This window comes from Arthrobacter sp. YD2 (assembly GCF_030410475.1).
Taxonomy (GTDB): Bacteria; Actinomycetota; Actinomycetes; order Actinomycetales; family Micrococcaceae; genus Arthrobacter_B; species Arthrobacter_B zhangbolii.
In genome coordinates this window covers 824,061-841,424 of record NZ_JAUHHB010000002.1, presented here as the reverse complement: position 1 = coordinate 841,424, position 17,364 = coordinate 824,061, and the positions used below count along the sequence as shown (strand labels likewise).

The following is a 17,364-nucleotide window of genomic DNA, read 5'->3' as shown; positions in this document are numbered from 1 at the left end:
GTTCCATGAGTCCAACTGCTTACCTTCGTTACCCCGATCTGCACGGCGACCTTGTCACCTTCGTGGCTGAAGACGACGTGTGGATGGCACCTGTATCCGGCGGCCGGGCCTGGCGTATCTCCTCGATGCAACTGCCGGCACGCAGCCCCAAGTTTTCACCGGACGGCACCCGGCTGGCCTGGCAGGTGGTCCAGGGCGGTGCTCCGGAGATTGTCACGGCAGATGTCCAGGGCGGGGATTTCCGTCAGCTGACCTTCTGGGGCAGCCAAAGCACGCGGCTCAAGGGCTTCAACTCAGCCGGAGACGTTATCGCCACCAGTTCCGTGGAGCAGGAAGACAACCGGCTCCGGTGGGCCTACACCGTCCCGCTCGACGGCACCGCCCCGGTCAAACTGCCCTACGGGCCGGTGGAAACCATCGCCGAAGGCCCCGCAGTCGGCGACGAACGCCCAATGGTGATCGGCAGCATGCTGACCCGCGAACAGGCCTGGTGGAAGCGCTACCGGGGCGGCACTGCCGGAAAGCTGTGGATCGACGCGGACGGCAACGGCGAATTCGTCCGGCTCGTCCCCGAGCTTGACGGCAACCTGTCCGACCCCATGTGGATTGACGGGAGAGTCGTTTTCCTCTCCGACCATGAGGGTTACGGAAACCTGTATTCGGTCACCCCCCAGGGCACCGATCTGCGCCGCCACACTGATTTTGAAGGCTTCTACGTCCGGCACGCCTCGTCGGACGGCACCCGGATTGTCTTTGAATCCGCAGGACGCATCTGGCTCCTGGCATCACTGGACGCTGATGCGCAGCCGCTGGAGATTTCGCTTGGGTCCGCCGGTACCGCGCGGCGCCCCCGACCGCTCAACGTTGCCAGGCACCTGGCCGCAGCCGTCCCGGATGCCACCGGGACCGCGAGCGTGGTGGAAACCCACGGCACCCTGCACTGGTTGACACACCGCGACGGCCCCTCCCGCGTCATCGAGGCAGACTCCGCCGTGCGTGCCCGCCTGGGCCGTCCGCTGGGAGAGACCCACGCCGTCTTCGTCTCGGACAGCCAGGGCGAGGAAGCAATCTACATCCGGAAGGTCTTTGCCGATGTGGACACCGCTTCCGGCGGCTCCGCCCGGGACGCCGGGCTGCCCGCCGGCAGCCCGGCGAACGAGCAGGCTGCGGACACCGGGCTGGTCCTTCCCAGCCCCGTCTCTGCCTCCAGCACCACCACCCACGGATCCCGGGGACCGCAGGACCGCGCTGCAGTACCCGCAGCTCAGACCGAAGCGCAGGACACCGCTGCCGGAGCATCTCCGGCTGTTCCCGCCACGGAAAGCGGCACCGTACGCATCGGATTCGACCGGCCCACCCGCGTGAGCGAACTGGTTCCGAGCCCGGACGGACAGCGCGTAGGGGTGGCCACGGAATACGGGGAAGTGTTCATCCTTGAAACCTCCACCGCGCAACTGAGCCCGGTTGCCGCATCCGAATTCGGTGCAGTGGACCAGCTGGCGTTCTCACCGGACTCGCAGTGGCTTGCCTGGGCGGAACCGACCACGGGGGAGGGCCGGACCAGGATCCGCCTGCGCTCCGCCGTCGACGCCTCCGCACCGGTCATCGACGTTACGGATGGCCGTTTCGCCGATCACGATCCCTCCTTCACCCGGGACGGCCGCTACCTGGCATTCCTCTCGGAGCGCAGCTTCGACCCCGTCTATGACACGCACCGCTTCGATCTGAGCTTCCCTTCCTCCACCAAGCCCTTCCTGGTGGCGCTGGCGGCGGGCACGCCGTCACCATTCGGCCCGTCGGTCTCCGGCGGTTCGGTTCCCGTGGCCGCAGAAGCAGCGGAGGGCGGAACGTCGAAGAAAACAGTCCCTGACGTGCAGGTGGATGCCGAGCGGATCGGGGACCGGATCATCGCCGTTCCGGTGCCGCAGGGCCGCTACACCAAACTCCGGGCCGCCGATTCGGCCCTGCTCTGGCAGGCAAATGACATCTACGGCGTCACCGGCGATGGCCGGGCCACAGCGACCGACCGGGATCCGGCCGCCCGGCTGGAGCGGTTCGACCTGCTGACCAAGGATCTGTCCGTCCTGGTGCCGGCCCTCGAAGGCTACGAGGTCAGCGGCGACGGCAGCAAGGTGGTTTTACGCCACGAAGGCGGTGTCCGGGTAGTTCCCGCCGCTTCCCGGGTGGAGGAGGATTCCGCGGAAAACATCCGTGTGGATCTGGACCGCATCCGCGTACGCATTGATCCGGTCAAGGTCTGGGGCCAGGCCTTCGACGAGGCCTGGCGGTTGCAGCGCGACTTCTTCTGGGCCCCGGACATGGGCGGCCTGGACTGGGAAGGCGTGCATGCCCGCTACCGGCCCCTGGTAGACAACCTCGGCAGCCACGATGACCTCGTGGACCTGCTCTGGGAGATGCACGGAGAGCTCGGTACCTCCCACGCGTATGTCACCCCGGTTCCGGTCACGGAGCAGGGTGCCGGCGGACAGGGTTTCCTGGGTGCGGATCTGCGGCCGGGAGCCGGCGGTTGGGAAGTGGTTCGGATCCTGGGCGCCGAATCTTCGGACCCGCAGGCCACCTCGCCACTCAGCGCCCCGGGGGCCGACGTTCACCCCGGTGACGTCATTGCCGCCATCGATGGTGTACCCGTCCCGCCCCGCGAAGGTCCTGCGGCACTTCTGACCGGTGCAGCCGGGCGAACGGTGGAGCTGACCATAGTCTCTGCCGACGACGCCGGAGCCCCCTCCCAGCGCCGCATCGCCGTCGTGCCTCTGCGCAGCGAGGAACGGCTCCGCTACCAGAACTGGGTGCACGCCAACCGGCGGATTGTGCGGGAGGCCTCCAACGGAGCGTTCGGTTACCTGCACATACCCGACATGGTGGCCAATGGCTGGTCGCAGCTGCACCGCGACCTGGACCAGGAGGCATCCCGGCAGGCGCTGGTGGTGGATGTCCGCAGGAACCGCGGCGGCCACACCTCCCAGCTCGTTGCCGAACTGATAGGCCGCAAGGTTACGGCCTGGGACATGCCCCGCGGCGGCCAGCCCAGCCCCTACCCGGCCCACGCGCCCCGCGGACCGGTGGTCATCCTGACTGACGAGTTCGCCGGCTCGGACGGTGACATCATCACGCAGGTCTCCAAACTGCGCGGTATCGGCCCGGTGATCGGCACCCGCACTTGGGGCGGCGTCGTCGGCATTGACGGTCGGTTCAATCTGGTGGACGGCACCACCGTCAACCAGCCGCGGTACGCCTACTGGTTCACCGGCGGGGTGGGCTGGGGTGTTGAGAACCGCGGTGTCGAGCCGGACATTGAGGTGACGTTCCCTCCGCACGCCTACGTAGCCGGCGAGGATCCCCAGCTGGAACACGGTGTGGGCATCCTCCGGGAAATGCTCTCGGAACTGCCTACGGACGAGCCGCCCGCGCTCACGGGCTACCCGACTCTGCAGCCGGCACCGCTGCCTCCCCGCCCGCAGGATGGCCAGGCCGGGTCCCGGCAGGAGAACGGTGACCTGTCCATCCCGGCACCGGTTTCCGCCGGCACGGACGTGAAGGACAACCGACACTAGGGCCGAGGCCGCACACGCCCGTCAATAATTACGGCTGGAGCCGGACTGGGAACACCGGTCCGGCTCCAGCCACGTCTGCGCGTTACCGGGCGTTTCCATCGTTCCGGCACTCAGCCGGGGCAGGGGCTTCGCATGCGTTGTCGGTGCAACCGGGCAGGAGTAATCTCACAAAGATGGGCACTCACCCGGATTCCCCGCAAAATCATCAGCTCGCAGCACGTTGTGTTGCCGGCGGCGCAAACCCCTGGAGCGTGGAATGAATGCCGGCACCCGCCCGGCATACCTGCGCTGGGCGGCGATCGGGCTGGTCGCCGTCGGCGGCGCAGCGGGCGCTGCGAGCCGCGAAGGGCTCTCGCTGGCCATCCCGAATCTCGGTTCGGTGCCGGTGGCCATCCCGCTGATCAACGTGGTCGGCGCGTTTCTGCTCGGTTACCTGTACGAGGCGGTGACGCGGCTCGACAGTTCCCGCCCAACCGGCAAGAACCTGAAGCTGCTCCTGGGCACGGGCTTCTGCGGCGGCTTTACAACGTACAGTTCGCTGGCCACTGACACGGCCGTGCTCTTCCGTGACGGTCTGCCCTGGATAGCGATCGTTTATGCCCTCGGCACGGTGCTCATCGGTGCCTGTGCCACCTGGGCCGGTATCGCCGCCGGCACCATCAATGCCCGCGGCTCCGGCCGCCGGCACGAACAGGAGGAGGGCTCATGACCCCGGGGATTTTCCTGCTGCTGGCATTGGCCGGCGGAGTAGGCGCCACGGTCCGGTTCATTGTGGACGGATACATCCGTGCCCATATGAAAACCGAGTTTGCGTGGGCTACCACGATCATCAATGTCTCCGGTTCGCTCGTTCTCGGGCTGCTCACGGGACTCACCATCGAGCGCTTTGTGTCCACGGATCTGAGCATCGTGATCGGCACCGGGTTCCTCGGCGGCTACACCACCTTCAGCACCGCCAGCTACGAGACGGTGCAGCTGATCAAGCAGGGCCGCTACGGGGCGTCCTTCATCAGCGGCATTGTCATGCTGGTACTGTCCGTCGCCGCCGCAGTGATCGGCCTCTGGATCGGCGCCTCGATGTAGATTCCACGGGCCGTAGGTGCCCTCGGCCGCAAGGTCCGGTCAGGGACGCTTGGCAGCCGGAATGTAATGGGCGATCACCAGGAAAACCCAGGTGGTGAGGATATAAGGCCACGTGTAGGTGGGAGCGTTCAGATCGTGCATGATCACCGTTACCACGGCAGTCACCACCGTTCCGATCACGGCGAGCACCCACGAAACAGCGCTGCTGCGGAGGAAGACGACGGCGAGGGCTATGGCGGTGAGGACACCCGAGTAGCCCGCCAGCCCGTTGGCCGTCTCGGTAAGGGCTTCACCCATCGCCAGCGCGCACAGGCTTCCCACTACGCTGCCGAGCAGCCCGGCCAGTCCCACTTTCCAGCCCGCCACGAACAACCCCAGCAGGATGAGGGCGCCTGACCAGACGTTGTTGATCAGCACCACTTCGGAGACGTTCGTCAGAAGAGAGCGGGCGAAGGCCAGCGGCTCGGAGTCAATGGTGGCCGACGGCGCCGAAGGCAGGTGCAGTGCCTCCGTGCTGACCAGGATGGCCGTCGCCACGATGCAGAACGGGGCTGTCGTGGACGGCAGGGAGAACACCCTCAGCGGTGTCTTGGTGAACAGGGCAACCACCAGCCAGGTCACCGGGGCGCAAAGTATGCCGCCGACGAGCGCGATGGGATACGCCGCCCACTGGGCCCCGCCCATGATGGAGAAGGTGGCGGCTCCGACAAGGGCGCCGCAAAAGCCCTCCATACCGGATACGACCGACGGGGAATCGGCTTTGAGCAGGCGCCCTCCCACCATGTTTCCTGCGCACCCAATCAGCACGAGGACTGCCATCCGCCAGTCAGCCACGGCAAAGGCGGCCAGGAATAACAGGGCAGTGTAGATATTGCTCTGGAAGAAGATCTGCGACAGTCCCTGTCCCCAGCCCCTCAGCCACTCCGTGCCCGAGATGGCCGGGCCCGGTGTCGCCGCCCCCGCGGTGCTCACGTCAGCCTCTTTCCGGTGGCGTCATCGGGTGGCGTCTCCTTCCCGGGCAGCGGCTCTGCCCCGGGTTGTGGTCCGCCCGGCGCGGCAGCCCCGCTCCCGGAGCCGGCCGTCCCGTTCGCAAGCGCCCAGCGCTCCTCCACATGTCCGAACCGCCAGTAAGCGGTGGAGATCAGCCAGACAAGTATCAGCGTGGCCACCACAATGTAGCCCACGTTTTCCAGGTCGATGGCGGCGACCCATCCGGTGAGCGGATCGCGCAGGCCGAGCTTCTCGTTCAGCAGCCCGACCAGCTCAATGCCGCCAATCATGACGGCAATCATTACCGAGAGCCCGGTGATGGTGAGGTTGTAGTACAGCTTGCGCACCGCATTGACGCTCGCCCATCCGTAGGCTTTCACCATGACGGCGGAATCGAGCGTGTCGAACAAACTCATACCGGCCGCGAAGATCAGGGGCAGGCAGAGGATCGCGTACCAGGGCAGCCCCGTCGCTGCCCCTGTTCCGGCCAGCACCAGCAGGGCGATCTCACTGGCGGTATCGAAGCCGAGCCCGAACAGAAAGCCGACGGCGTACATCTTTCCGGGCCGGTCGATTGACCGCAGCATTGGCCGGATGAGACGGCTGATGAAACCGCGGCCCTGCAGATGCCGCTCCAGTTCCAGCTCATCCAGGTCACCGTTGCGCGAGGCCCGCCAAACCTTGAGGATTCCCATGAACGCGACGGCGTTGATGAGCCCGATCAGGAGCAGGAAGACGCCGGAGACCACCGTCCCGAACACGCCGAGGCCGTTCCGCACACCGTTGCCGTCGTCGCTGAGGCCCACCGCCCAGCTCACTCCAAGTGCCAGCAGCGCCGCCATGAGGAAAACGATGGTGGAGTGCCCAAGCGAGAAGAACAGGCCGACGCCGGCGGCCGGTTTGCGCAGATCGACGAGCTTGCGGGTGGTGTTGTCGATAGCGGCAATGTGATCGGCATCGAAGGCGTGCCGCACACCCAGCACATAGGCCACCACGGCTATGCCGACTCCGAATACAGAGGTGCCCAGCTGCAGGTGCAATGGCTCAACCAGGAAGAAAAACAGCCCGAAACCCACAATATGCAGCAGCGCAACCGGAATGAAGGCGAGCACCACCTGCGCCCGGTAGGAGCGCCCCGACTTCGCTGCCTGCTCCTGTATGTTGTTAGGCACTGTCAGACCCCTTTCTAGCTTTTTCGAATGACGGAGGCCCGCAGCCCGGTCAGCAGTTCGTGAACGGCGGCGGCCGCGGCTGTCCCCGCAGCTGCTACGGCCACGGTGTCGTTTCCCACCAGGCGCATCCACACGCCCGTATCGCCGGGTAGCGTGCTCACGCCGAAGATCAGGTCACCTCCGCTCTCTTCAACGGCCCGGTGCAGTGTGTCTGCGAGCAGGACAACAGGGACGTCTGGTGTGATGACGTAGAGCATGGAAAGCACATCGTGTCCGGCAAGCACGCCGAGCCCGTTCACCCCGGATTCTGCACCGTCTGCACCCTTGCCGGGGATGAGCCGCAACCGGTCCAGGGCGACCAGGCGGCCGTCCGGCCGCCGCACCTCCAGATCCGAGGCGTACACATCGTAGGCATGCCGTTCGCCGCGGGCGAGCCTGCCGGCGTACAGGGTCTCGCCGAGCAACAGTGTGGCCGACTCGTCCACCACCGCCGATGTCTGCTGGTAGAAGCGTGAATCGGCAAAGGGCACCACGGGCTCGGGCAGGTACTCCGCGTAGGCACCTTCTTCGACGGTGATGTTCACAATCGCGGAAGCGTAGTCGTGCTCCATGCGGTATACCCTGGTCTGGGTCTGAGTGGTCACGTGCGCCGCGGTGCCCGGACCGAAGCGCAAATCGGTACGCAACCGGTCTCCGTGCAGGATGCCGCCGCCGGAGGACATCAGGTAGGTGTACGCCATGTCCGGGCGCAACTCATTAAAGTACAGGGGATGCATGATCTGCAGCGGTGATTTTTGGTAGTGCTGTACCAGTTCGGTACGGCCCCGGTTGCGGTCGAATCCAAGTTGCAGGATGCCCACCTTGCCCGGGCTGCCAACCGGCAGGCCCCGCCAGACCCGGGACTGCTGCAGAACCTCGGGCGGCACCCGCTCCGGTTCATAGAATGCGGGCTCAAGGCGGTAGCCGCCAGTGCTCGGCACCCGGCCACCGGTCTGCTGAACCGCCGGCCGGGACAGGTCGCTCACGCCGGCAAGCCGGCCTGCTCCGGCACCGATCCCTGCGGGCTCCGCAGTACTTTCAGGGTCTGTTGTCTTCAGCCTCATCCGATCAGCTCGGTTCTGGCGCCCCACTGGGACATGATTTCCCGGTGAAGTTCGTCCACTCCGAGCCCCGTCAGCGAGTTCGTCAGTACTACCGGCCTGTCCTCGCGCACCCGGTGGGCATCGGACTCCATTACGTCCAGATCGGTGCGGACATACTGGGCGATGTCGATTTTGTTAATGACCAGGATGTCGCTGTCCGTGATGCCGGGACCCCGCTTGCGGGGCATTTTCTCGCCCTCGGCGGTATCCAGCACGAAGACAAACACATCGGCCAGCGCCGGTGAGAAGGTCAGGGTCAGGTTGTCGCCGCCCGACTCATATATCAGCGTGTCGATCTCAGGAAACCGTTCCAGCATTTCCGCCCCGACGGCCAGGTTCATGGTCGGGTCATCGCGCACCGCCGTATGCGGGCAGGACCCGGTCTCAACGCCCATGACGCGCTCGGGGTCGAGAATGCCTGCCAGCTCCCTTCGGACGTGGTGGGCATCCTCCTGGGTGTAGATGTCATTGGTGATCACGCCGGGGGTGCGGCCGGCCTCGATCAGCAGCGGTACCAGCGCCTCCGTCAGTGCCGTTTTGCCGCTGCCAACGGGACCGCCAATGCCGATTCTCAACACGTTCTCGCTCATGGTTTCCTCTGTTTCGGTGTGAATGCTGTTTTTTGTCTGCGGTAGCTGCACGAAGGTTCAGGCCCCATACCGTGCGGACATACCGTGTGCCTGCCTTAGCTGGCGAACAGGCGGGCCTCGGCCCGCTCATGCCTGGCCGACATCACATCGGACATGGGTGCGCAACCGCCCAGGTCGGCGAGATCGCGTCCCAAAGCGGCATCCGTGACCTGTTCGATCACGCTGGCGGTTGCCAGCAGCACGGCCTGTGCCTGCCGGTGATCAGTCAGCCGCAAGCGCAGGGCCGCGCCGACGAAGCTGGCCGAAAAAGCGAACAGGTCCGCAGCCACTGCGTGCCTGGTGTCGACTCCGTTTGCCGCGTACACCGCTGCTGCGGCAACCGGCTGGCAACCGGGCGTACTGCGCAGCCGCACCCGTTCGCGGTACTCCGCGAGCAGTGGCTGGTCAATCAGCTCGGCGCCCAAATCGATGAGCTGGTGCCCGCTGCGCACGGAGGCGGTGCGCATTTCCGCGTTCAGTTTCGAGGCAAACAGCAGCTGGTCGACCTCCTGAACGCGGTCAACGTCGCCGCCCGCCGCCGCGCGGTGCGCGGTGGCGAGGGCGGTTGCATCCGAGGGTCCGACGGCGTGCAGCAGCAGATCGCCCAGCAGCTGCTGCACGCCGTCCCGGCCTACGAGGTGGGCCTGGCTGTAGCCCTCGAGGCTGTGGGACATCGTGTAAAAGCCGCTGGGAAATGCCGAGTCCGCAAACTGCAGGCTGGTCAGCAACTGGCGTACATCTGTCATGCGTTGCTCCTAGGCGAGGAAGAACAACTGGGTCAGCGGCAGGGACTGGGCAGGAGGGATGCTGGCCAGCGTGCCGTTGTACGTCACGTTGTACGTCTCCGGGTCCACCTCGATGTTCGGCGTGGCACTGTTGCGCACCATGTGCTGCTTGCCGATGCCGCGGCAGCGCTGCACCGGCAGCACCTGGCTTTCGAGCCCCAGCTTCTCCGGCACGCCCTTGTCGATGGCTGCCTTGGACATAAAGGTTGCCCGCGTGCTCTGCAGCGCTTTGCCCTGCGCACCGAACATGGGGCGGTAATACACCGGCTGAGGGGTGGGCAGCGAGGCATTTGGATCACCCATCAGCGCCCAGTTGATCAGGCCGCCCTTGACGATCAGCCGCGGTTTTGCGGCGAAGGACTGGATCGGCCAGAGCACGATGTCGGCCATCTTCCCTTCTTCCAGGGAGCCGATGTAATCGGACACGCCCTGGGTGATGGCCGGGTTGATGGTGATTTTGGCCAGGTAGCGCAGGACCCGGAAATTGTCATTGTCCGGGCTGTCCTCGGGCAGCTTGCCGCGCTGGTCCTTGCAGTGGTGGGCTATCTGGAACGTACGCATAAATGACTCGCCGATGCGGCCCATGGCCTGTGAATCGGAGGAGACCATCGAGATGATGCCTTCGTCGTGGAACACGGTCTCCGCGGAAATGGTCTCGGCCCGGACGCGGGAATCCGCGAACGCGACGTCTTCCGGAATGTCGTGGGAGAGGTGGTGGCAGACCATCACCATGTCCAGGAGCTCATCGACGGAGTTGACGGTGTAGGGGAGGGTCGGGTTCGTGGATGAGGGGAGGACGTTGGGGTGCCCGGCCACCTTGATAATGTCCGGCGCGTGTCCGCCGCCGGCACCTTCGGTGTGGAAGGTGTGGATGGTGCGGCCGTCGATCGCGTCCAGCGTGTTCTCAACATAACCGGCCTCGTTGAGGCTGTCGGTGTGCACCGAAACCTGCACATCGTAGAGGTCGGCCATGGCGAGGGCATTGCTGAGCGCCGCGGGTGTTGTGCCGTAGTCCTCGTGGACCTTCAACCCTGCCGCCCCGCCTTCGATCTGTTCCATCAGTGCCCCCGGCAGCGAACCGTTGCCTTTGGCCAGGAAGCCCATGTTCACGGGCATGCCCTCCGCGGATTCGAGCATCCGGGCCAGGTTCCACACGCCGGGGGTGGTGGTGACGCCGTTGGTCCCGTCGGTAGGTCCGGTGCCGCCACCGAAGATAGTGGTGATGCCGTTGGAGAGGGTCGCCTGTGCCTGTTCCGGCGAGATGTAGTGCACGTGCGAATCGATACCGCCCGCAGTGGCGATAAAGTGTTCGCCGGCCAGCAGCTCGGTGCCCGGCCCCACAACGAGGCGCGGATCCACACCGTCCTGGGTGTGCGGGTTTCCGGACTTGCCGATACCGGCAATCTTGCCATCGCGTACGCCGATATCGCCCTTAACCACACCCAGCACGGGGTCCAGGATGATGGCGTTGGTGATGACCAGGTCAAGCACGCCCTCAGCGGATGTCGCCTGGGGGTCGGCCGCCATGCCGTCGCGGGCGGTCTTTCCTCCGCCGTAGACAACCTCGTCGCCGTAGTGGCCTTCGTTGTAATCCTTCTCAATCTCGATCACGAGGTTGGTATCGGCCAGGCGTACCCGGTCCCCGGTGGTCGGACCAAAGAGATCGGTGTATTGCTTGCGCGAGATCTTCGCCATCACTTCTTCCCCTCTCCAGCATTGCCCGTTTTCGGCGCCTTGCCGGTGCTGCCGGCACTTGGTTTGGCGCTCGGTTTGCCGTTCTGGAACTTGAGCTCGTTCATGCGGTCAATTGCGCGAATCCTGGTCGCCGTGGAATCGAGCCCGCCATCGACGAGGTTGTTGAAGCCGATAACCCTTCGGTTGCCGGCATACGCCGTCAGGGTTACCTCTTTGGTATCTCCTGCTTCGATGCGGATACCGGTGCCCGCCGGCACATCGAGGTGCATGCCATAGGCGAGCTCACGCTCAAACAAAAGCGCCTTGTTCGTCTCGAAGAAGTGGAAATGTGACCCGATTTGTATCGCCCGGTCTCCGGTGTTGCTTACCAGCAGAGTGACGCTTGGCCTGCCGGCGTTAATCTCGATCTCTTCGTCCTTGTGGTCATAAGAGGGGGTGCCCAGCATGATGTTTCCTTCCCTTGCGGTGCAGCGTCGCTGCACGGCATGTTTGGGTGGGGGAGTTCTGCGGTTAAGTCGAGCCGATGGGGGCGGGGTGGAAATGTGTATGGCCAGCGCTAGCTCCCTGCCCGTGGGTATGGGAGTGGCCGTTGGCTGCGTCAAAGGCGTGTGAGTGTGCGTATCCGTGGCCGTGGTCGGCCTGCAGTCCGGCCTCGATCCCGTTGTGGCCATGCTCGAAGTTGTGCAGTGCATCGAGGACCCGCTCACGGATAACACGCAGCGCTGCCTGCCCGCTGAGCAAAGAACCGTAAAAGCCGGCATCGGCAAGTGCGCCTTCACCGAACGGCAACGGATCGCCATGCAGCGTCGCCGTCTGCCGGAAACCGGCGGGGACAACAACCGTTTCTGTGCTGCCGAGAAGCCGCAGCCGCTTAACAGCGTCCACAACCTCAGCCGGCGACTCAACTGTCGCAGTTTCCACCTGGTTGCCCGCCCCGTGGGTGCGCACAAGGTGGGAGATGCGGTAGAGCTCGGCGTCGTCAAAGGGATTGGCCGCATCGGCCATGATGAGCATGCCCGCCTCCGGCGCGCGGTGGTGCACATTGGTTGCCGCGGCTCGGAGCCACGCCGTGAGGTGGTCGCCCGTGCCGAAAGGATCGGCCAGGACCAGGGGTAAGCCGGAAGCGTCGGCCCCCGCTTCCAGCCATTTGAGCGTTTTTGCCGCATCGGCAATGAGCGTGGGGTTGCGCCCGAACGTCATTGGCAGCACCACCACCGGCGCGGGATCCGATGCGAGGCGTTTGCGCCCGCGTAATTGCGTGAGCAGGTTGTGCAACGGCCGTCCGGCCGGGGTGATGTGAGCGTCGGGAAGGTAATCCGCAAGGAAGGAGAGATCCGTCCCGTTGCCGCTCTCATGACCTCCGACCAGTACCACCGTCGCATCCGGCTCGGCCGGCCGGGTCAAGTCAGACTCCGATGGGATCGTGACAGGAGACCAGCTTGCTGCCGTCGACAAAGGTTGCTTCGACCTGCAGGAGGGGCAGCCGCTCACGGACGCCGTCCATGCATTCGGATTCGGAGACGATGGTTTTGCCAAGCTCCATCACCTCGGCGACGGTCCGGCCGTCGCGGGCGCCCTCGAGGATAGCCTCGCAGATGAGCGCGGTTGCCTCGCTGACGCTCAGCTTGGTTCCCCTGTCCCGCCGTTTCCGGGCCAGATCCGCCACTTGATAAATGTAAAGTTTGTCGATTTCTTTGGGAGTGAGGTTCATCTTTTTACCTTCAGACGCAGTTGCGAGCCTATCGAAACCGCTTCCTTGGCATAGGGCCAAGCTCGCGTGGAAACCACGCTACGCGGGCTCTTCAGAGGTCAACACCCTGTCTGGGGACACCGCCGCCGCCGCCCCCCAAATAGGTTGGCGCCCAGCCCATGACGGGACGGAAACGCAAAAAGCCCGGCCCGCAGAAGCGGGCCGGGCCATGCGCCTGTTACTCGACGCGGTTCCTAGGATTCCAGGACAGCGTCCATGGTGATATCGATGCCGGCCAGGGCCTGCGAGACAGGGCATCCGGTCTTTGCTGCCTCTGCAATGTCATCGAACTGCTCCGCCGTAAGGCCGGGCACCACAGCGGTGACCTTCAGATGGCTGCCGGTGATGCCGGTTCCGGGCACGAAAGTGACGTCCGCGGAGGTCTCAATCCGCTCCGCGGTCTTGCCGGCTTCGGCAAGGGCATTACTGAACGCCATGGAGAAGCAGGCGGAATGCGCCGCGGCGATCAGCTCCTCGGGACTGGTCTTGCCGTTGGCCTCTTCGGCACGCGCCTTCCACGTCACGTCGTAGGTGCCAAGGCCGGAGCTGTCGAGGGTCACGTCACCCTTGCCGTTGAAGAGGTCGCCGTTCCAGACGGTGTGGGCTGATCGGACTGTAGCCATGGGGGTCTCCTTAAAAAGTGACGGGATGGGACCGGCCGTAGCCGGTGCACCATCCCATCCTATTTCCGCTGTGGTGCGGACTACCACATAGTGGCGAGGGCGATGTTGACAATCGTGAGGATGCCGACGCTGTTGGCCAGCCCGGCGGAGACCTTTTCGTCCTTCTTGTAGCGGCGCTGTCCGATGAAGGCGAGCACGGCAATCACCAGGGCGATCACGAGCTTAATGCCGACCTTCATGTGGATCAGGCCGCTGTCGCCGTCACCCGCTTCGGCGACGGCCACCAGAGCAAGGCCCGTGACCAGCTGCAGCAGGGCGCCGTGAAACTGGCCGGGCAGGACCGTGGGGTTCTTTATCCGGGCGAACCACAGACCGACGATGATGGCCGCACCCAGAATGTGCAGGAAGACAAGGAAGCTCTGAAGAATATCCATGCCTTAACTTTACCGACAAGCTGTCGGCTCCTTTGACCACACCGGCGGCACGGGCGGTAACTTTTCTACAACATGTAGAGAAATTTGCCCGGCTCGGCGGCTGCGGCTTAAACAGCGCAGGGCGCCCTCCCATGGGAGGGCGCCCTGCGGGCGACACGGAGTCCTAGAGGCCCAGGTCTGCCTCGAAGTTGCCTTCTTCCAGACGTGCCTTCAGCGTCTGCAGGAAGCGGCCTGCATCGGCCCCGTCCACCAGGCGGTGGTCGTACGTCAGGGAGAGGTACATCATCGAACGGATGGCAATATTGTCATTGCCTTCGGCATCGGTGAGGACCATGGGGCGCTTGACGATGGCGCCGGTGCCCAGAATGCCTACCTGCGGCTGGTTGATGATCGGCGTGTCGAAGAGGGCTCCGACGCTGCCGATGTTCGTGATGGTGAAGGTGCCGCCGGACAGTTCGTCCGGACCGATCTTGTTGTTGCGCGTCCGGCTGCCGACATCGGCAATCTTCTTCGCGAGACCGGTGATGTTCAGGTCGCCGGCATCGTTGATGACCGGAACCAGCAGGCCCTTCTCCGTGTCCACGGCAATAGCGAGGTGCTCGGAGTCGTGGTAAGTGATCTCCTGCGTCTCGTTGTCGTAGGACGCGTTCAGCTTCGGGTGCTGCTTCAGCGCTTCGACAACAGCCTTGGCGATGAACGGCAGGAAGGTGAGCTTTGCACCGTTCTGCTCCTGGAAGCTGCCCTTGGCCTTCTGCCGCAGTGCCGCGATGCGGGTCATATCGACCTCGTGCACCTGCGTCAGCTGTGCCGATTCCTCCAGGGACTCGCGCATGCGGCGGGCGATGGTCTGGCGGATCCGCGGAGCCTTCACCGTGGTGCCGCGCAGCTTGGCGCTGGCCTCGCTGATCTGGGCCGGAGCTGCCTTATCCGATGCCGGGGATGAAGCCGGTGCGGATGCGGCGGGCTTTTCCGCCTTCTTCGCTTCGGCGGCTTCGAGCACGTCCTGCTTGCGGATGCGCCCGGCCACGCCGGAGCCCTTGACGGTGGAGAGATCCACGCCGTGCTCGTTGGCCAGCTTGCGCACCAGCGGGGTGACATAGGTGCCGCCGTCGTTGGAGCCGGCAGAAGCCTCCTGCTTGGGAGCTTCCTGCTTCGGTGCCTCAGCCTTGGGAGCTTCAGCCTTGGGGGCTTCCTGCTTCGGTGCCTCGGCCTTGGGCTCTTCCTTCTTCTCCGGCTCGGCAGCCGGAGCTTCACGTTCGTCCTTGGACGCCGCCGCTACCGGCTCGGCCTCCTTCGGCTCGGCCTTGGCCGGGGCTGCCGCACCGGAACCGATGACGGCCAGAACGGAACCAACCTCGGCGGTGTCGTCTTCGTTGACCCGGATCTCCAGCAGCTTGCCCGCTACCGGGGAGGGGATCTCGGTGTCAACCTTGTCGGTGGACACCTCCAGCAGCGGCTCGTCCATTTCGACGTCGTCGCCCACGGCCTTCAGCCAGCGGGTGACCGTACCTTCGGTAACGGACTCGCCCAGTGCGGGCAGGGTGACCTCGGTGCCTTCGCCGGAACCGGCGTCGGAACCGGAGTCGGAATCAGAGGAGGCCGGGGCTTCTTCTTCAGCCGCCGGAGCCTCTTCGGCTGCGGGTGCCTCTTCAGCGGGTGCTTCCTCCGCCGGTGCTTCCTGGCTGGCGGCGCTGCCGCCGTCGTCCTGCTGGGAGCCGGAGCCGTCGCCGATGCGAACCAGCGGGGCACCTACTTCAGCGGTTTCGTCTTCGGCTACGAGGATTTCCTCGATAACGCCGGCAACGGGGGAGGGGATCTCTGTGTCAACCTTGTCGGTGGAAACCTCCAGCAGCGGCTCGTCTACCTCTACGGTGTCGCCGACGTTCTTCAGCCAGCGGGTGACGGTGCCTTCGGTGACGCTTTCACCAAGGGCGGGTAAGTTCACGGTTTCAGACATATTGTCCCCGTTTCTCCTTGTTAGATCTTTTGTGACCAGCCGTACCGCTGGTGCCGGTGATGTGTGCTCCGGGGCAGCCGGCGGACCGGCTGCCCCGGAAAGTGAATCCTTTGGGTTTAACCGTGAAGGGGCTTGCCGGCCAAAGCCATGGCAGCCTCGCCCAACGCTTCGTTCTGCGTCGGGTGGGCATGGATCAGGCTGGCAATATCCTCAGGGTACGCCTCCCAGTTGACGATCAGCTGGGCTTCGCCGATCTGCTCGCCGATCCGGGCACCGATCATGTGCACGCCCACAATGGGGCCGTCCTTCTCGCGCACCATCTTGATGAGGCCGGAGGAGCCGAGGATGGAGGTCTTGCCGTTGCCGGCCAGGTTGTATTCCTGGATCTCGACGTTCTCTGCTCCCAGCTTTTCCTTCGCCTTGGCTTCGGTCAGGCCGACGGAGGCAATTTCGGGCTCGCAGTAGGTGACTTTCGGGATGTTGACGTCTTCGACGACTACCGGCTTGAGGCCGGCGATCTCCTCGGCCACGAAGATGCCCTGCTGGAAACCGCGGTGGGCCAGCTGCAGGCCGGGGACAATGTCACCCACGGCGTAGATGTTGCCGACGCCGGTGTGCAGCCGGTCGTTGGTGATCACGAAGCCGCGGTCCATGGTGATACCCGCGTCTTCGTAGCCCAGGTTGGCGGTGACCGGTCCGCGGCCCACGGCCACGAGCATCAGGTCCGCTTCGAAGGTCTTGCCGTCGGCGAGCGTGACAACCACGCCGTCGTCGTTCTGCTTGACGTTGTCGAAGAAGATGCCGGTGCTGAACTTGATGCCGCGCTTCTTGTAGGCTCGTTCCAGGTTCTTGATGATCGCGGCGTCCTCGTTCGGGACCAGCGAGGGCAGGCCTTCCACGATGGTGACATCCACGCCGAAGGAGTTCCAGACCGAAGCGAACTCGACGCCGATCACGCCGCCGCCCAGGATGATGGCACTCTTGGGCACGGTGTCCATCTTCAGTGCCTGGTCGGAGGTGATGACCTTGCCGCCGATTTCCAGGCCCGGCAGTGAGCGGGAGTAGGAGCCGGTGGCCAGGATGATGTTCTTGCCGGTGTAGGTCTCGCCGTTGACCTCGATGGTCTTTTCGCTGGTGAGCTTGCCTTCACCCTCAATGACGGTGATGCCCTTGGACTTGATCAGGCCCTGCAGGCCGCGGAACTTGCCCGCAATGATGTTGTCCTTGTAGGAGTTCACTGCCGTCATATCCACGGAGTCAAAGGTGGCGTTGATGCCGTACTTCGAGGCGGTCTTTGCGTTCTCCGCGATTTCCGCGGAGTGCAGCAGGGCCTTGGTGGGGATGCAGCCGTTGTGAAGGCAGGTCCCGCCCAGCTTCCCCTTTTCAATGAGACCTACGGAGAATCCCAGCTCCACGGAGCGCAGTGCTGCGGCGTAGCCGCCGCTGCCTCCGCCGAGGATCAGGATGTCGAACTCTTGCGCAGCTGCCTTATCGGCCACTTGGACGCTCCCTCGCGTAATCGTTGACGCGCC

At 64.8% G+C, this 17,364-nt stretch carries 15 protein-coding genes and 1 pseudogene; 3 read left to right on the top strand and 13 right to left on the bottom strand.

Features of this window, described 5'->3' with window-relative positions; translation table 11 throughout:
- Window positions 1-5: 5 nt before the first annotated feature.
- The 3 genes from QWJ37_RS10545 (at window position 6) to crcB (ending at window position 4,655) form a co-directional block, all read left to right on the top strand.
- Window positions 6-3,572: a S41 family peptidase gene (locus QWJ37_RS10545; RefSeq protein WP_290245242.1), complete on the top strand. Its 3,567-nt coding sequence runs from the start codon at window positions 6-8 to the stop codon at window positions 3,570-3,572.
- Window positions 3,573-3,828: 256 nt separating this feature from the next.
- Window positions 3,829-4,281 (top strand): CrcB family protein, encoded by a 453-nt coding sequence (locus QWJ37_RS10540; protein WP_227902236.1) that lies wholly within the window; start codon window positions 3,829-3,831, stop codon window positions 4,279-4,281.
- Window positions 4,278-4,655, top strand: coding sequence for a fluoride efflux transporter CrcB (gene crcB / locus QWJ37_RS10535; protein WP_227902235.1), 378 nt, complete (start codon window positions 4,278-4,280; stop codon window positions 4,653-4,655). Before QWJ37_RS10540 ends, crcB begins: the two co-directional genes overlap by 4 nt.
- A 39-nt stretch (window positions 4,656-4,694) precedes the next feature.
- Here crcB and QWJ37_RS10530 read toward each other — a convergent pair whose 3' ends face one another.
- The 13 genes and pseudogenes from QWJ37_RS10530 to lpdA form a co-directional block, all read right to left on the bottom strand.
- The gene (locus QWJ37_RS10530) at window positions 4,695-5,627 is read right to left on the bottom strand and encodes an urea transporter (protein ID WP_290245241.1); all 933 of its coding nucleotides are present in this window, start codon (window positions 5,625-5,627) and stop codon (window positions 4,695-4,697) included.
- Entirely contained in the window at window positions 5,624-6,817 is a 1,194-nt protein-coding gene (locus QWJ37_RS10525; protein WP_227928024.1) for a HoxN/HupN/NixA family nickel/cobalt transporter, read from the bottom strand. Before QWJ37_RS10525 ends, QWJ37_RS10530 begins: the two co-directional genes overlap by 4 nt.
- Window positions 6,818-6,831: 14 nt before the next feature.
- Window positions 6,832-7,842, bottom strand: a complete 1,011-nt coding sequence (locus QWJ37_RS10520; RefSeq protein ID WP_290245240.1) for an urease accessory protein UreD — start codon at window positions 7,840-7,842, stop codon at window positions 6,832-6,834.
- Window positions 7,843-7,916: 74 nt separating this feature from the next.
- Entirely contained in the window at window positions 7,917-8,549 is a 633-nt protein-coding gene (gene ureG / locus QWJ37_RS10515; RefSeq protein ID WP_227902231.1) for an urease accessory protein UreG, read from the bottom strand.
- 95 nt (window positions 8,550-8,644) lie between these two features.
- A complete protein-coding gene (locus tag QWJ37_RS10510) occupies window positions 8,645-9,334 on the bottom strand; it encodes an urease accessory UreF family protein (protein WP_290245239.1) in 690 nt (229 codons plus the stop codon).
- Between the two features lie 9 nt (window positions 9,335-9,343).
- Complete coding sequence (ureC, locus tag QWJ37_RS10505; RefSeq protein ID WP_290245238.1) at window positions 9,344-11,071, bottom strand: urease subunit alpha; 1,728 nt, start codon at window positions 11,069-11,071, stop codon at window positions 9,344-9,346.
- A 137-nt stretch (window positions 11,072-11,208) separates the two neighbouring features.
- Window positions 11,209-11,514 (bottom strand): annotated as a pseudogene (locus QWJ37_RS10500) (urease subunit beta); the annotation flags it as partial.
- A gap of 64 nt (window positions 11,515-11,578) precedes the next feature.
- Window positions 11,579-12,472, bottom strand: coding sequence for a hypothetical protein (locus QWJ37_RS10495; protein ID WP_227928020.1), 894 nt, complete (start codon window positions 12,470-12,472; stop codon window positions 11,579-11,581).
- A gap of 1 nt (window position 12,473) precedes the next feature.
- Entirely contained in the window at window positions 12,474-12,779 is a 306-nt protein-coding gene (locus QWJ37_RS10490; RefSeq protein WP_227902226.1) for an urease subunit gamma, read from the bottom strand.
- A gap of 233 nt (window positions 12,780-13,012) precedes the next feature.
- A complete protein-coding gene (locus QWJ37_RS10485) occupies window positions 13,013-13,441 on the bottom strand; it encodes an OsmC family protein (RefSeq protein ID WP_290245237.1) in 429 nt (142 codons plus the stop codon).
- A gap of 80 nt (window positions 13,442-13,521) precedes the next feature.
- Window positions 13,522-13,875: a hypothetical protein gene (locus QWJ37_RS10480; protein ID WP_290245236.1), complete on the bottom strand. Its 354-nt coding sequence runs from the start codon at window positions 13,873-13,875 to the stop codon at window positions 13,522-13,524.
- A 163-nt stretch (window positions 13,876-14,038) separates the two neighbouring features.
- Window positions 14,039-15,832, bottom strand: a complete 1,794-nt coding sequence (gene sucB, locus QWJ37_RS10475) for a 2-oxoglutarate dehydrogenase, E2 component, dihydrolipoamide succinyltransferase (RefSeq protein WP_227902223.1) — start codon at window positions 15,830-15,832, stop codon at window positions 14,039-14,041.
- A gap of 116 nt (window positions 15,833-15,948) precedes the next feature.
- Window positions 15,949-17,331, bottom strand: coding sequence for a dihydrolipoyl dehydrogenase (lpdA, locus tag QWJ37_RS10470; protein WP_227902222.1), 1,383 nt, complete (start codon window positions 17,329-17,331; stop codon window positions 15,949-15,951).
- Window positions 17,332-17,364 lie beyond the last annotated feature (33 nt).